The following is a 13836-nucleotide window of genomic DNA, read 5'->3' as shown; positions in this document are numbered from 1 at the left end:
CCACCCCCCTTTTCCGGTACTTGCCCGCAAGTACTTCCCGTACGCAAGACTTGATAGGAGTCGCTGAAACCATGGCGGTCTCAGTAACACTGCCCGCGCTGGGCGAGAGCGTTTCCGAGGGCACCGTCACCCGTTGGCTGAAGGCCGAGGGTGAGCGTGTCGAGGTCGACGAGCCGCTGCTCGAAGTCTCCACCGACAAGGTCGACACCGAGATCCCGGCCCCGGCTTCCGGCATCCTCTCCTCGATCAAGGTCGGCGAGGACGAGACCGTCGAGGTCGGCGCCGAGCTGGCGATCATCGACGACGGTTCCGGCGCCCCGGCTGCCGCTCCGGCCCCGGCCGCCGAGGCCGCGCCCGCCGCCGCCCCCGCTCCGGTCGCCGCCGCTCCGGCCCCGGTCGCCGCTCCGGCTCCGGCCGCCCCGGCCGCCGCTCCGGCCGCTCCGGCCACCGACGCCACCCCGGTGCTGCTGCCCGCGCTGGGCGAGTCCGTCACCGAGGGCACCGTCACCCGCTGGCTGAAGGCCGAGGGTGAGACGGTCGAGGTCGACGAGCCGCTGCTTGAGGTCTCCACCGACAAGGTCGACACCGAGATCCCGTCGCCGGTCGCCGGCACCCTGGTGAAGATCCTGGTCGGCGAGGACGAGACCGCCGAGGTCGGCGCCCAGCTGGCGCTGATCGGTGCCGCGGGTGCCGTTGCCGCTGCTCCGGCCCCGGTCGCCGCTCCGGCCCCGGCTGCCCCGGCTGCCCCGGCCCCGGTCGCCGCTCCGGCTCCGGCTGCCCCGGCCGCTCCGGCTCCGGTCGCCGCTGCGCCGGCCCCGGTCGCCGCTCCGGCCCCGGTCGCCCCGGCCCCGGTCGCCGCTCCGGCTCCGGCCGCTCCGGTCGCCCCGGCCGCTCCGGCCGCTCCGGCTGCCGACAACGGTGACGCCTACGTCACCCCGCTGGTGCGCAAGCTCGCCGCCGAGCACGGCGTCGCGCTCTCCTCCGTCGCCGGCACCGGCGTCGGCGGCCGCATCCGCAAGCAGGACGTCATCGCCGCCGCGGAGGCCGCCAAGGCCGCTCCGGCCCCCGTCGCCGCTGCCGCCCCGGCCGCCGCGCCGAAGGCCGCCGCCGCGCCGTCCGCCCTGCGCGGCCAGACGGTCAAGATGACCCGCATGCGCAAGGTCATCGGCGACAACATGATGAAGGCCCTGCACGAGCAGGCCCAGCTGACCAGCGTGGTCGAGGTGGACGTCACCAAGATCATGTCGCTGCGCGGCAAGGCCAAGGACTCCTTCCTCGCCCGCGAGGGCGTGAAGCTGTCCCCGATGCCGTTCTTCGTCAAGGCCGCTGCCCAGGCGCTGAAGGCCCACGCGGTCGTCAACGCCCGGATCAACGAGGCCGAGGGCACCATCACCTACTTCGACACCGAGAACATCGGTATCGCGGTGGACTCCGAGAAGGGTCTGATGACCCCGGTCATCAAGGGTGCGGGCGACCTCAACATCGCCGGCATCTCGAAGAAGACCGCCGAGCTGGCCGCCAAGGTCCGCGACAGCAAGATCACCCCGGACGAGCTGTCCGGCGCCACCTTCACGATCAGCAACACCGGCTCGCGCGGTGCGCTGTTCGACACCGTGATCGTGCCGCCGAACCAGGCCGCCATCCTGGGCATCGGCGCGACCGTCAAGCGCCCGGTGGTCATCGAGGCCGACGGCGGCACCGCCATCGGCATCCGCGACATGACCTACCTGTCGCTCTCCTACGACCACCGCCTGGTGGACGGCGCCGACGCCGCCCGCTACCTGGTCGCGGTCAAGGAGATCCTGGAGGCCGGCGAGTTCGAGGTCGAGCTCGGCCTCTGACCTTCCACGGTCCCCGCGGAACCCCGCCCCGTCCCCGGACGGCGCGGGGTTCCGCCGTTGCCGGCCCCGATCCGCCGTCCCCGGCCCCGGTCCACCGCTCCTCGCGGCCCCCGATCCGCCGTCCCCGGTTCGGCCCGAGCCGCGCCGGGCCGGGTCGTGGCATGCGCGGACGCGGGCGAACGGGGATGCTTGAGCGGTGATGGACGAGACGGACTTCTGGCAGATCATCGACGAGACCCGGGACGACGCCGACGGCGATCCCGACGAGCAGGCCGACCGGCTGGTGGAGCGGCTCGTCCGCCTGACCCCGGACGACGTGATCGACTTCGCCCGGCTCTTCGAGGCCCGGTTCCAGCGCGCCTACCACTACGACCTGTGGGGCGCGGCCTACCTGCTGCTGGACGGCGCCTCCGAGGACACCTTCGACTACTTCCGCTGCTGGCTGATCGCCCAGGGCCGGGACGTCTTCGAGGGCGGCCTGGCCGAGCCGGACGACCTGGCGGACCTGCTGCCCGAGTTCGACGAGGAGGAGGACGGCGAGGCCGAGGACATCGGCTACGCCGCCGACGAGGCGTACGAGCGGCTGACCGGGCTGCCGCTTCCCGAGGTGGGCGGGCGGCAGCCCGGACGGCCGTCCGGTGCGGCGCTGGACTTCGACGACCCGGACGTCATGGCGAAGCGCTTCCCCAAGTTGTGGGAGCGGTACGGGGATTGATCCGGCCCGTCGGACGGGGCCGGGGGCTGGCCCGGGTGCCCGTCGTGCAGGGCCGGCCCGGCAGCACGCGGTGCGGGGCCGGCCCGGTGCTCAGGTGGAGCTGCCGGAGGAGGTGTCCTGCTTGACGCCGTCGAGGATCCGGTCCAGCACCGAGGGGTCCGGCGCGGACGGGTCGTCGTCCACGCCGCCCTCGAAGACCACGTAGCCGCCGCCCTTGGCCGGGACGGCGGCCAGCAGGACGTAGCCCTGGGTGCCGTCCGAGGTGCGGACGTGCCAGCGCGTGGCGTAGCCGAGCACGCCGGCCACGGTGACGTAGCCGGAGCCGGCGTCGGTGTGCGTGGTGATCCCGGTGAAGATCTGCCCGGCGTAGGTGGGCATCGTGGCGTCGGCGGCGGCCTTGGGGGTCGCGCCCTGGACGGTGTCCTTCTCGACCGAGAACTGACCGCGGATGCAGGAGTTGCCGTCCGGGCAGGTGTAGCGGCCGCTGCCGAGGAAGACCGTCGAGTGGGCGGAGTTCGTCCCCGCGTCCCAGCCGTCGAAGACCGGGACGGTGATCGCGTGCTGCGGGTCGGGCACGGTGGTCTTGAGGACCGGCGCGGGCTTGGGCGCCGGCACCGTGGGGCTGGTGGTGGGCCGCGTCGGCGTCGGGCTCGGCGAAGGGCTGTTGTTCTGGGTGACGGTGACGGTGGGGTTCGGGGTCGGGTCCGCCTTAGGGTCGCCGCCGCCGCTGAGCATGATCCCGGCGATGATTCCGCCGACGACCAGCACGGTGAGCGAGATGCCGATGATCATGCCGGATTTGTTCTTGACCGGCGGCGGGTAGCCCGGCCCGGGGTAGCCGTAGCCCGCGCCCTGGGCGGCGGGGTAGCCGGCCTGGCCCGGATAGCCGCCCTGGCCCCCGTAGGCGTCCTGCCCGTGGGCCGCGGGGTGGCCGCCGTGGTCCGGGTAGCCGTAACCGGGCGTCGGGGCGCCGTCCTGGCCCGGGTAGCCGTAGGCCGGGGCCGGGGCGCCGACGGGATAGCCGTAGCCGGGCTTGCGGTCGGAGGGCGGCCAGGTCTGCGTCGGGGCGTCGGCGAGCTGTCCGGTGCCGCCCTGGAGCGGCCTGACCTCACTGGTCCAGGCGTTGCCGTCCCACCAGCGCTCGTGACCGGGGGTGCCGTCCGCACCCGGAACCGGGTACCACCCGGGAGGCGTCGAGTTGCTCACGGGCGTACGGTACCCGGCGTGGCGGCGGTCCAGACAGGGCGGGAGTGTCACGACTCTGCACCGCGCCCGCACGGCGTGGCCGCCGCCTCCGCGGGCCGCTCGGGCCCCTGGCGATCTGCGGGATTCCGGGCTCAGTCGGCCAGGCGGCGGGCCATCCAGATGTCGTCCACGTAGGAGCCGTCGATCAGGAACTCCTCGGCCAGCGAGCCCTCGACGACGAAGCCGCAGCTCTCGTAGAGGCGGCGGGCCGGGGCGTTCCAGCCGAGCACCCGCAGGGTCATCTTCCGAGCGCCCGCGGCCCGGGCCGCGTCGCAGGCCGCCTCGACCAGTCGGCGGCCGATGCCCCGGCCGCGGACCGTGCCGTCGACGCCGAGGCCCTGGATCTGGCGGACGTGGCGGTTGCCGGCCAGCGGGGTCGGCGGGACCTGGCGGACGTACCCGACGATCCGGCCGTCCAGGACGGCCAGCAGGAACTGCTCGGGGGTGTGGCGCTCGTCGAACACCGTGTCCGCGGCGGGCGGTTCCGGGGAGACGTCGGACAGGGTGGACCAGGCGGCGCGGTTGAGGACGGCGAGTTCGCGCTCGTCCTCGGGCTGCGCCGGACGGATGATCAGATCGTCTTCGGGCATGCGCGTCATGCTAGTGAGCCGCATGCGAACGTGACAGGCCTTCGGGACGGCAGGGGAGGTCGGGGCCGTCGGGGCGGTCGGGGCGGCCCGGGCGGTCGGGAACTGCGAGGATGGGCGCATGCGCATCGCTGTCACAGGCTCCACGGGTTTGATCGGTTCGGCGCTCGTCCGCTCCCTGCTGGCGGACGGCCACGAGGTGGTCCGGCTGGTCCGGCACCGGTCCAGGACGGGCCCGCAGCCCGACGGCAGCACGGCCATCGGCTGGAACCCGCTGCTCGGCGAGGTCCAGCAGGACGGGCTGGACGGGGTCCAGGCGGTGGTGCACCTGGCCGGAGCCGGGGTCGGCGACCACCGCTGGACGGACTCCTACAAGCGGGAGATCCGGGAGAGCCGCGTCTACGGCACCGAGACGCTGGCCACCGCGCTGGCCGGGATGAAGGAGCCGCCCCGGGTCCTCGTGAGTGCCTCCGCGGTCGGCTGGTACGGGCAGACCGGCGACCGGGTTATCGACGAGGACTCCCCCGCCGGCGACGACTTCCTGGCCGAGGTCTGCCTGGAGTGGGAGGCCGCCGCCAGGCCCGCCGAGCGGGCCGGGATCCGGGTCGTCCACCCGCGCACCGGAATGGTGCTCTCCTCGACCGGCGGGGCGGGCGGGCGGCTGTTCCCGCTGTTCAAGCTGGGCCTGGGCGGGCGGCTCGGCGACGGGCAGCAGTACTGGAGCTTCATCTCGCTGCACGACGAGGTGGCCGCGCTGCGCTTCCTGATCGACCACGACGACCTGTCCGGCGCCTTCAACCTGACGGCACCGAACCCGGCGACCAACGCCGAACTGACCGCCGCGATCGGGCGGGCGCTGCGGCGACCGACGCCGTTCCCGGTCCCGGAGGCGGTGCTCAAGGTCGTGCTGGGCGAGCTGGCGGTCGAGGTGGTTGGCAGCCACCGGGTGGTGCCGCGGCGGCTCTCGGACGCGGGCTTCCGCTTCACGCACCCGGACGTCTACTCGGCGGTGCTCGCGGCGCTGTGACGTACGCGCGCCGGGCTCCGTGCGTACCCCCGGCTACGGCATCCACCCTGGCCAGGGGCATATGCCGAGCGGGGGTCGGACGGGGCTCCGGGAGGGGGCGCACGGGAGCACACGGCGGGCGCGTCGCACGCCCCCGGTGACCGTGCGCGCCCGCCGACCCCTGAACCCGGCCACCACGGCGCACTGTCCGTGACCGCGCCCCCGCCCGGCACCGCACAACCCCGACCCGCCCTCGAATCCGGCTCGATGCGCTTGTCTGACGCTCACACTGACTGGGCATCACCCTCCTCGGACCGTGTCCCGGCACCCCGCTGCCTGCGTCGGCCGGAGCCCCGGGACCAGGGAGGGAGCACGCCAGTGCCCACGTACGACTTCACCCGCCGCGCCCGTCGGCCGTCCGACCCGGACGTCGTCGTGGTCGGCGCCGGCCTCGCGGGCCTGGCCGCCGCCCGCGAACTCACCGGCCGCGGCCTCACCGTTCGGCTCCTGGAGAGCAGCGACCGGATCGGCGGCCGGATGGCCACCCGCGAGCTGGACGGATTCCGGCTCGACGACGGCAGTCACCTGCTGAACACGGCCTTCCCCGAGCTGCGCCGCGCGCTCGACCTCGACCGCCTCGACCTGCGCCCGCTCGCGCCCGGCGTACTCGTGCACAGCGGCGGCCGCCGGTACCGCGCCGGGGACCCGCAGCTCACCGCCGCCCGCCAGGCCGCCACCCGGGGCCCGCTCGGCAGCCCGCTGGACAAGGCCCGGCTGGGCAGCTGGCTCGGCCGGCTCGCCACCACCCCGATCAGCCGGCTGCAGGCCCGGCCGGAGACCACCGCAGCCCGCGCGCTGGCCGGCCACGGGCTCGCCCCGCGCACCGTCGACGGCTTCCTGCGCCCGCTGCTCAGCGCCCTGCTCAGCGATCCGGCGCTCGGCACCAGCAGCCGGGTCGCCGACCTGGTGCTGCGCTCGTACGCGCGCGGGCGGCTCTGTCTGCCCGCCGGCGGGATCGCGGCGGTACCCGCCCAACTGGCCGCCGCCCTGCCCGCCGGCACCGTCCGCACCGGGGTGCAGGTCACCTCGATCGCCGCGGACGGCGTGGAGACCGCCGGCCACGGCCGGATCGGCGCCCAGGCCGTCGTCGTCGCCACCGACGCCCGCTGCGCCGCCGAACTGCTGCCCGGTCTGCGGCTGCCGGCCTTCCACCCCGTCACGACCTTCTACCACGCGGCCGACCGCGCCCCGGTGGGCGAGGCCGTGCTGTTGCTCGACGGCGACCGGCCGAACGGACACCCGCCGCTGGTCTCGCACTCACTGGTGCTCAGCGAGCTGCACCCGTCCTGCGCCCCGGCCGGTCAGGCGCTGGTCGCCACCACCGTGCTCGGGCGACGCGCCTTCGACGCGGGCGGCCCGGCCGGACTGGAACCGGCCGTCCGGGCCCGGCTCGCCGAGCTGTACGGCACCGCCACGACGGGCTGGCAGTTCCTCAGCGTGCGGCACGTCCCGGACGCGCTGCCCGCGATGCCGCCGCCGCACAACACCCGGCGCCCGGTGCGCCTGCTGGCCGGGCTGTACGTCGCGGGGGACCACCGGGACACCAGCACCGTGCAGGGCGCGCTGGTCTCCGGGCGGCGGGCGGCGCAGGCGGTGCTGCGCGACCTCGGCGTCCCGGCCGACGTGCGGGAGGCGGAGGCGGCGGCCTGAGGAGCCCGTTCGGTTCCGGGGCCCGGCGTCGTCGGCGGACGGCTGTTGTCGGCGGTCGGCGGCCGGCTGTTGTCCTCCCGGGGTGAACCGGGCACGCCGACGGTCCGCCGGGTGGGGGACGGACCGGCGGCGTGCCGGGAAGCGGAGGGCCCGGGCTTCGGCCCGGGCCCCACGTCGGCCCGGACGGTCAGATCACCCCCGCCTGGCGTGCCGTCTCCTCGAAGGCGCGGGCGACCGGGCTGCCGCGGTACGGGGTGAGGCGGCGGTGGAAGTCCCGGACGTACTCCAGGGAGCGGGCCGAGCGCATCTCCCCCGCCGCCCGCAGCGCGTCGGTCGCCATGGTGCAGGCCTCGTCGAGGTCCCCCATGCCGAGCCGGGCGGTGGCCAGCACCAGTCGGCAGAAGATCCGGCTGCGCGCGTAGGCGGGCGAGCGCAGCCGCAGCGACTTCTCGGCGTGCTGCGCGGCGGTGCGCCACTGCTGCAGGTCGCGGTAGCAGTGGGCGAACTCGTCGGAGAGCTGCGCTTCGTCGAAGTACCTTGCCCAGGCGGGCAGTTCGTCGCCGGTACGGGCCGCCGCGAGGGCCCGCTCGGCGCGCACCAGGGCGGTGGTGCAGGAGCGGACGTCACCCAGCAGGCCGTGCCCGCGGGCCTCGGCGGCGTGCATCAGCGACTGGACCACCGGCGGGACGGAGGTGCCCACGCCCTGCTGCGCGACGCGGGCGAGCTGGACCGCCTCCCGTCCGTGGCCTAGGTGGACGGCCTGCTGGCTCATCGTCACCAGCACGTAGCCGCCGAGCGCGCGGTCCCCCGCGGCCTGGGACAGCCGCAGCGCCTGGACGAAGTAGCGCTGGGCGAGGCCGTGTGCGGCGATGTCGAAGGACGTCCAGCCGGCCAGCCTGGTCAGGTCGGCGACGGCACCGAACAGGGCCCGGCCGATCTGCTCGCCGTAGCGGCCGCGCAGCATCGGCTCGGCCTCGCTCTCCAGGTAGCGGACCAGCGCCTGGCGGGCGTGCCCGCCCCCGTAGGCGTGGTCGAGCGCGCGGAAGAGGTCGCCGACGGCGCGGATGGCGGCGATGTCGCCGCGGCCGACCCGCAGAGCGGGGCGGGACTCGCGGGCCGGGTCGGTGTACGGCGGCTCGACGGCGAGCGGCGGGCGGCGGCTCTGGGTGGGCACCCGGCCGATGGTGGGGGCGGTACCGGTCGTGCCGGCCGTGCTGCGCGCGGTGGGCGCACCGGCGAGCCCGGCGGCGGAGCCGCGTGCCGGGCCCACCGGGGACGAGCCGGGCGCGCTCTGCGGGGCGCCGGTGATGGCGGCGGAGGCGCTGCCGGCGGCCGGTGGTCCGGTGGCGGTGTCCGGGCGGGCCAGCGTGGAGCCGTCCCGGGCGACGCGCTCGTCGGTGCGGCCGATCAGCCAGTCGCGGCTGGGCACGACCAGGCCGGCCGGGGTGAAGGCGATCCGGCGCAGCTCGGACTGCGGGCCGTTGTCCTTGCGCCACATGCTCGCCACGATGTCCACCGCCTCCTGCGGCGTCTCGGCGAACTCCAGGCCGGCGTAGACCGGGGCGCAGGCGTCCAGACCGAGGTCCTGGGCGGTGAGGCGGCGGCCGAGGCGGCGGGTGAAGACCTCGGCGATCAGGGCCGGGGTGGCGCCGCGGGGTTGCTGCCCGCGCAGCCAGCGGGTGACCGAGGTCTTGTCGTAGCGCAGGTCGAGGCCGTGTTCCAGGCCGAGCTGGTCGACCCGGCGGGCCAGGCCGGCGTGCGAGAAGCCGGCCTCCTCGATCAGTGCGGCGAGCTGGCCGTTCTGCGGGGCCGGGCCGGAGTGACCGGAGGCCCGCGCGGGGGTGCCGGGGGTCTCGTGCCGTTCGGGTGTGGCCTGCGCGGGCAGCCGCAGCTCGTCGGCGGTCGAGGCGTCGGCGGTCAGCGTGTCGCCCGTGAGGGCGTTCGGGGCCAGGGCGTCGGGGGCGTCCGGAAGGCTCCGACCGACCGGCCCTCGGTGGTGGCCGAGCGGGTCGAGCGGTCCGTACGCCGGGCTGTCGGTTGCAGGCCGTTGGGGCATGTCTGTCAACACCTCTCGGACGTCGCACCGGGCTCTACCAGCACTTCGGCGGCCTGGGGCGGCGCCCCCTGTCGGGAATCGGCGTGAATGTAGCGAGCATTCGGGCGCTATGGGCGGATCTGACCGAGCAATCCTCCGAACGGGTGAAGCAACCGCGCCCATTGTGGGGAAGCGGGGTCACCATGGGTTTGGCTTTCCGGGGTCGAACCGTCGATCGAGGGTCGTAGTGGTTGCCGCCACAGCCCGACGGGATGCTGTGGCGGCCCGCCACATGGGAGCCGGGGCAACCGATTCCTACCGTTCTCGGCCATGGACACCACTACAGCCCGCCCGCTCGACGGCCGTACGGCCCTGGTCACCGGGGCCGCCTCGGGCATCGGCCGGGCCTGCGCCGAGGCCTTCGCCGGGGCCGGCGCCCGGGTCTACGTCGTCGACCTCTCGGCCGGCCCGGCCGCGGAGCTCGCCGAGCGGATCGGCGGGCGCGCGATCGTCACCGACCTCGCCGACCCCGAGGCCGTGGACGCCCTGCCGGACGACGCCGACATCGTGGTCAACAACGCCGGGCTCCAGCACGTCGCCCCGGTGCACGAGTTCCCGCCCGAGCGCTTCGCGCTCATCCAGCGGGTGATGGTCGAGGCCCCGTTCCGCATCCTGCGCCGGACCCTGCCGCACATGTACGGGCGCGGGTGGGGACGGGTCGTCAACATCTCCTCCGTCCACGGCCTGCGCGCCAGCGCCTTCAAGTCCGCGTACGTCACCGCGAAGCACGCCCTGGAGGGCCTGAGCAAGACGGTCGCCCTGGAGGGCGCCCCGCACGGCGTCACCAGCAACTGCATCAACCCCGGCTACGTCCGGACTCCCCTGGTGGAGAAGCAGATCGCCGCCCAGGCGCTATCGCACGGCATCCGCGAGGACGAGGTCGTCGAGCGGATCATGCTCGACCGCACCGCCGTGAAGCGCCTCATCGAACCCGACGAGGTCGCCCAACTCGCCCTCTGGCTCTGCTCGCCCACCGCCTCCTACATCACCGGCGCCAGCCTCCCCGTCGACGGCGGCTGGACGGCCCACTGAGGCCGGCCCCGCCGAACTCCCCACGAGCACGAGCCCCCGTCGGCCCGTGCCCCGGCCGCGCGCCGGGGCGCGGGCCGACGCCACGAGGCCCACCGGTGGACCGATCGACACGGGAAGCGGGGCGAGGGTCATGGGGGTGGCACTCACATCAACCCCCGGGACTATGTGGGTCAGGCACATAGTCCCCGGAGCGGGGGGTTCCTACCTTGTGGCGACATCGTCTCCCCGGCCTGGAAGTGGTGACCCATGACCGCAGCAGCCCCCAGCCGCTCACTCCCTCGGGTAGTGGCGGCGAGTCTGATCGGGACCACCATCGAGTGGTACGACTACTTCTTGTACGGAACGGCGGCGGCGCTGGTGTTCGGGAAGGTGTTCTTCCCGCACAGCGATCCGCTGACGGGGACGCTGCTGTCGTTCCTCACGTACGCGATCGGGTTCGCGGCGCGGCCGATCGGCGCCCTGGTGTTCGGGCACTTCGGGGACCGGGTGGGGCGCAAGCGGCTGCTGGTGGTGAGCCTGCTGCTGATGGGCGGGTCGACGACGGCGATCGGGCTGCTGCCGACGTACGACTCGATCGGGGTCACGGCGCCGGTGCTGCTGACGACGTTGCGGCTGGTGCAGGGGTTCGCGCTCGGCGGTGAGTGGGGCGGGGCCGTGCTGCTGGTGTCGGAGCACGGGGACCAGCGGCGGCGCGGCTTCTGGGCGTCCTGGCCGCAGGGCGGGGCGCCGGCCGGGAACCTGCTGGCGGCGGGGGTGCTGTCGCTGATGACCTCGCTGCAGTCGGACGCGGCGTTCCTGTCGTGGGGCTGGCGGGTGCCGTTCCTGCTGTCGGCGGTGCTGGTCGCGGTCGGGATGTGGATCCGGCTCGCGGTGGACGAGTCGCCACTGTTCAAGGCCGCGCTGGCGGCGCAGCAGAACCGGCAGACCGCCGAACAGCCGCCGCTGGTCAGCGTGTTGAGGAACCACTGGCGGGAGGTGCTGGTGGCCATGGGGGCGCGGATGGCGGAGAACATCTCGTACTACGTGATGACGACGTTCGTGCTGACCTACGCGGTCACCCACGCGCACTTCGGCAAGCAGAGCGCGCTGAACGCCGTACTGATCGGCTCCGCGGTCCAGTTCGCGCTGATCCCGCTGTTCGGCGCGCTGTCCGACCGGGTCGGGCGCAAGCCGGTGTACCTGGTGGGCGCGGTCGGGGTCGGGATCTGGGCGTTCGTGTTCTTCGGGATGGTGGACACCCGGTCGTTCGGTTCGCTGGTGCTCGCGGTGACCGTCGGGCTGGTCTTCCACAGCGCGATGTACGCGCCCCAGGCGGCCTTCTTCTCCGAAATGTTCGCCACCCGGATGCGCTACTCGGGCGCCTCGATCGGGGCCCAGTTCGCCTCCGTGGCGGCCGGCGCCCCGGCGCCGCTGATCGCCACCGCACTGCTGAAGGACTACGGCAGCTCGACCCCGATCTCGGTGTACGTCGCCGTCGCGGCGGCGGTCACCGTGCTGGCGGTGCTCTGCGGGCGGGAGACCAGGGGACGGGACCTCGCCGCGATCGACGAACAGGCGGGCCAGGAAGCGCAGTCGGCGGACGCCGGTGCGGTCGGGAAGCCCGCCGTGGCCTGAGGACCGAGCCGCTACCATCGCGATTTCCCGGAATCGACGAACCGACGCCGATTGGCGGCACGCACCATGAACCACCCTCACGAAAGCGCCGCCCCCGCACTCCGGCGGCTGCTCGACCTGCTCGCCTCGGGCGCCGCCACCGAGGACTTCGCCGACGTGTTGGCCGACGCCCGCCGCCGCGGGGCGTCGGCCGGCACCCTCGCCGAGATCGACGACGCCACCTGGCAGGCCCTGCGCGTCCACCGCACCCTGCGCCAACACCGGCGTCGCGAAGCAGAGTTGACCGCACTGTTCGACACCGCCGGGGACCTCGCCGCCTCCCGGGAGCTGGACACCGTGCTCCAGGCGATCGTCCGCCGGGCCCGGATGCTGCTCGGCACCGACACCGCGTACCTGACCCTGCCGGACGAGGCCGCCGGTGACACCTACATGAGGGTCACCGACGGCTCCGTCTCCGTCCTGTTCCAGACCCTGCGGCTCAGCCTCGGCGACGGCCTGGGCGGGCTGGTCGCGCAGACCGCCCGCCCGTACGCGACCCCCGACTACCGCACCGACGAGCGCTTCCACCACACCGGCACGATCGACGCGGGCGTCCTGGACGAGGGCCTGGTGGCGATCATCGGGGTGCCGCTGCTGCTCGGCGGCCAGGTCATCGGGGTGCTGTTCGCCGCCGACCGCTCGCCCCGCGCCTTCTCCCCCGACGAGGTCGCGCTGCTCTGCACGCTCGCCGCGCACGCCGCGATCGCCCTGGACACCGCCAAGTCGCTGGCCGACACCCGGGCCGCGCTCGCCGAGCTGAACGCCGCCAACGAGCTGGTCCGGGCCCACTCCGCCGCCGTCCAGCGCGCCGAGCAGGCGCACGACCGGCTCACCGACCTGGTGCTGCACGGCGCCGAGGTGCCGGACGTCGCCGCCGCCGTCGCGGCCCTGCTGGGCGGGGAGATAGCGGTCCTGGACGCCGAGGGCGAGCCGCTGGCCGGACGCACCGCGCCCGCCGCCGAGCTGGCCGCGGCGGCCGCCGCCTCCCGTACCGAGGGACGGTCCGTACGGCACGGCGAGCAGTGGGTCTGCGCGGTGCTGGCCGGACACGACGCGCTCGGCACCATGGTGCTGCGCGGGCGGCCCGACCTCGACGACGCCGACCGGCGCCTCTTCGAACGCGCCAGCGTGGTGACCGCGCTGCTCCTACTGCTGCGCCGCTCGGTGGCCGAGACCGAGAACCGGGTCCGCGGCGAACTGCTCACCGACCTGCTCACCTCCCCCGAACGCGACCCGGCCGGACTCACCGCGCGCGGCCGCCGGCTCGGCGTCGACCTCGCCCGGCCGCACCTGGTGCTGGTGGCTGAACCCGCCGAGCCGACCGGCGCCGACCGCGGACGGCTGGCGGGCGCGGCCCGCCGCTACCTGTTCGGCTCCCGGGGCGTCAGTGCCGAGCACGGCGAGGCGGTGGTGCTGCTGGCCCCGGTCGAGGCCGGCACCGACGGGGATCCCGAGGACACCGCCCGGCAGGCCGCCGACCGGCTGGCCCGACTGGCCGGCTTCCCCGTCACCGTCGGCGCGGGCCGCCCGTCCGCCGGTCCGACCGCGCTGGCGGCCGCGTACGCCGAGGGCCTGCGCTGCGTACGGGCGCTGCGGGTGCTCGGCCGCGCCGGCGAGGGCGCCTCGGCCCGTGCGCTCGGCTTCCTCGGGGTGCTGCTCGGCGACGGCCACGACGTGGACGGCTTCGTCGGCGAGACCCTCGGCCCGCTGCTCGCGTACGACTCCCGGCGCGGCACCGAGCTGGTCCGCACCCTGCGCGCCTACTTCGACTGCGGCGGCAGCCTCACCCGGGCCAAGGACGAGCTGCACGTCCACGTCAACACGGTGGTGCAGCGGCTGGACCGGGTCGAGGCGCTGCTCGGGCGGGACTGGAACCACCCGGAGCGCTCGCTGGAACTCCAGCTCGCGCTGCGCCTGCAGCTGCTCGCGGGGGCCTGAGCGGGCCACCGGGC

At 74.8% G+C, this 13836-nt stretch carries 10 protein-coding genes; 7 read left to right on the top strand and 3 right to left on the bottom strand.

The features are described 5' to 3' along the window. Positions 1-71 precede the first annotated feature (71 nt). Both sucB and ACZ7KX_RS12160 read left to right on the top strand, forming a co-directional pair. Positions 72-1841, top strand: coding sequence for a 2-oxoglutarate dehydrogenase, E2 component, dihydrolipoamide succinyltransferase (gene sucB, locus ACZ7KX_RS12165; RefSeq protein ID WP_470326377.1), 1770 nt, complete (start codon positions 72-74; stop codon positions 1839-1841). Positions 1842-2040: 199 nt separating this feature from the next. Further along, the gene (locus ACZ7KX_RS12160; protein WP_470326676.1) at positions 2041-2556 is read left to right on the top strand and encodes a DUF4240 domain-containing protein; all 516 of its coding nucleotides are present in this window, start codon (positions 2041-2043) and stop codon (positions 2554-2556) included. A gap of 90 nt (positions 2557-2646) precedes the next feature. Here ACZ7KX_RS12160 and ACZ7KX_RS12155 read toward each other — a convergent pair whose 3' ends face one another. Together ACZ7KX_RS12155 and ACZ7KX_RS12150 are read right to left on the bottom strand one after the other, a co-directional pair. After that, positions 2647-3762, bottom strand: a complete 1116-nt coding sequence (locus ACZ7KX_RS12155; RefSeq protein WP_470326376.1) for a DUF2510 domain-containing protein — start codon at positions 3760-3762, stop codon at positions 2647-2649. A 131-nt stretch (positions 3763-3893) separates the two neighbouring features. Further along, positions 3894-4391: a GNAT family N-acetyltransferase gene (locus tag ACZ7KX_RS12150; RefSeq protein WP_350522572.1), complete on the bottom strand. Its 498-nt coding sequence runs from the start codon at positions 4389-4391 to the stop codon at positions 3894-3896. Positions 4392-4509: 118 nt separating this feature from the next. On the opposite strand from ACZ7KX_RS12150, the gene ACZ7KX_RS12145 reads away from it, so the two are divergent. Both ACZ7KX_RS12145 and ACZ7KX_RS12140 read left to right on the top strand, forming a co-directional pair. Further along, on the top strand, positions 4510-5415 hold the full coding sequence (locus ACZ7KX_RS12145) for a TIGR01777 family oxidoreductase (protein ID WP_470326375.1): 906 nt from the start codon (positions 4510-4512) through the stop codon (positions 5413-5415). A gap of 357 nt (positions 5416-5772) precedes the next feature. Beyond that, complete coding sequence (locus tag ACZ7KX_RS12140; protein ID WP_470326374.1) at positions 5773-7104, top strand: NAD(P)/FAD-dependent oxidoreductase; 1332 nt, start codon at positions 5773-5775, stop codon at positions 7102-7104. Positions 7105-7291: 187 nt separating this feature from the next. Here ACZ7KX_RS12140 and ACZ7KX_RS12135 read toward each other — a convergent pair whose 3' ends face one another. Next, positions 7292-9160, bottom strand: coding sequence for a regulator (locus ACZ7KX_RS12135; RefSeq protein WP_470326373.1), 1869 nt, complete (start codon positions 9158-9160; stop codon positions 7292-7294). Between the two features lie 309 nt (positions 9161-9469). On the opposite strand from ACZ7KX_RS12135, the gene ACZ7KX_RS12130 reads away from it, so the two are divergent. The 3 genes from ACZ7KX_RS12130 (at position 9470) to ACZ7KX_RS12120 (ending at position 13822) form a co-directional block, all read left to right on the top strand. Further along, positions 9470-10231: a 3-hydroxybutyrate dehydrogenase gene (locus ACZ7KX_RS12130; RefSeq protein WP_470326372.1), complete on the top strand. Its 762-nt coding sequence runs from the start codon at positions 9470-9472 to the stop codon at positions 10229-10231. Between the two features lie 246 nt (positions 10232-10477). Next, a complete protein-coding gene (locus ACZ7KX_RS12125; protein ID WP_470326371.1) occupies positions 10478-11845 on the top strand; it encodes an MFS transporter in 1368 nt (455 codons plus the stop codon). Between the two features lie 66 nt (positions 11846-11911). After that, entirely contained in the window at positions 11912-13822 is a 1911-nt protein-coding gene (locus ACZ7KX_RS12120; RefSeq protein WP_470326370.1) for a helix-turn-helix domain-containing protein, read from the top strand. Positions 13823-13836 lie beyond the last annotated feature (14 nt).

This window comes from Kitasatospora sp. NPDC038210, assembly GCF_055600605.1.
The sequence above is the reverse complement of the archived record's forward strand: the minus strand, read 5'-3'. Positions and strand labels throughout refer to the sequence as shown.

What these genes read in the sequence shown, in the direction of transcription:
- ACZ7KX_RS12135 (WP_470326373.1), bottom strand. Translation starts at nt 9,160, where the DNA reads ATGCCCCAACGGCCTGCAACCGACAGCCCGGCGTACGGACCGCTCGAC.
- ACZ7KX_RS12130 (WP_470326372.1), top strand. Translation starts at nt 9,470, where the DNA reads ATGGACACCACTACAGCCCGCCCGCTCGACGGCCGTACGGCCCTGGTC.
- ACZ7KX_RS12145 (WP_470326375.1), top strand. Translation starts at nt 4,510, where the DNA reads ATGCGCATCGCTGTCACAGGCTCCACGGGTTTGATCGGTTCGGCGCTC.
- ACZ7KX_RS12160 (WP_470326676.1), top strand. Translation starts at nt 2,041, where the DNA reads ATGGACGAGACGGACTTCTGGCAGATCATCGACGAGACCCGGGACGAC.
- ACZ7KX_RS12125 (WP_470326371.1), top strand. Translation starts at nt 10,478, where the DNA reads ATGACCGCAGCAGCCCCCAGCCGCTCACTCCCTCGGGTAGTGGCGGCG.
- sucB (WP_470326377.1), top strand. Translation starts at nt 72, where the DNA reads ATGGCGGTCTCAGTAACACTGCCCGCGCTGGGCGAGAGCGTTTCCGAG.
- ACZ7KX_RS12120 (WP_470326370.1), top strand. Translation starts at nt 11,912, where the DNA reads ATGAACCACCCTCACGAAAGCGCCGCCCCCGCACTCCGGCGGCTGCTC.
- ACZ7KX_RS12150 (WP_350522572.1), bottom strand. Translation starts at nt 4,391, where the DNA reads ATGCCCGAAGACGATCTGATCATCCGTCCGGCGCAGCCCGAGGACGAG.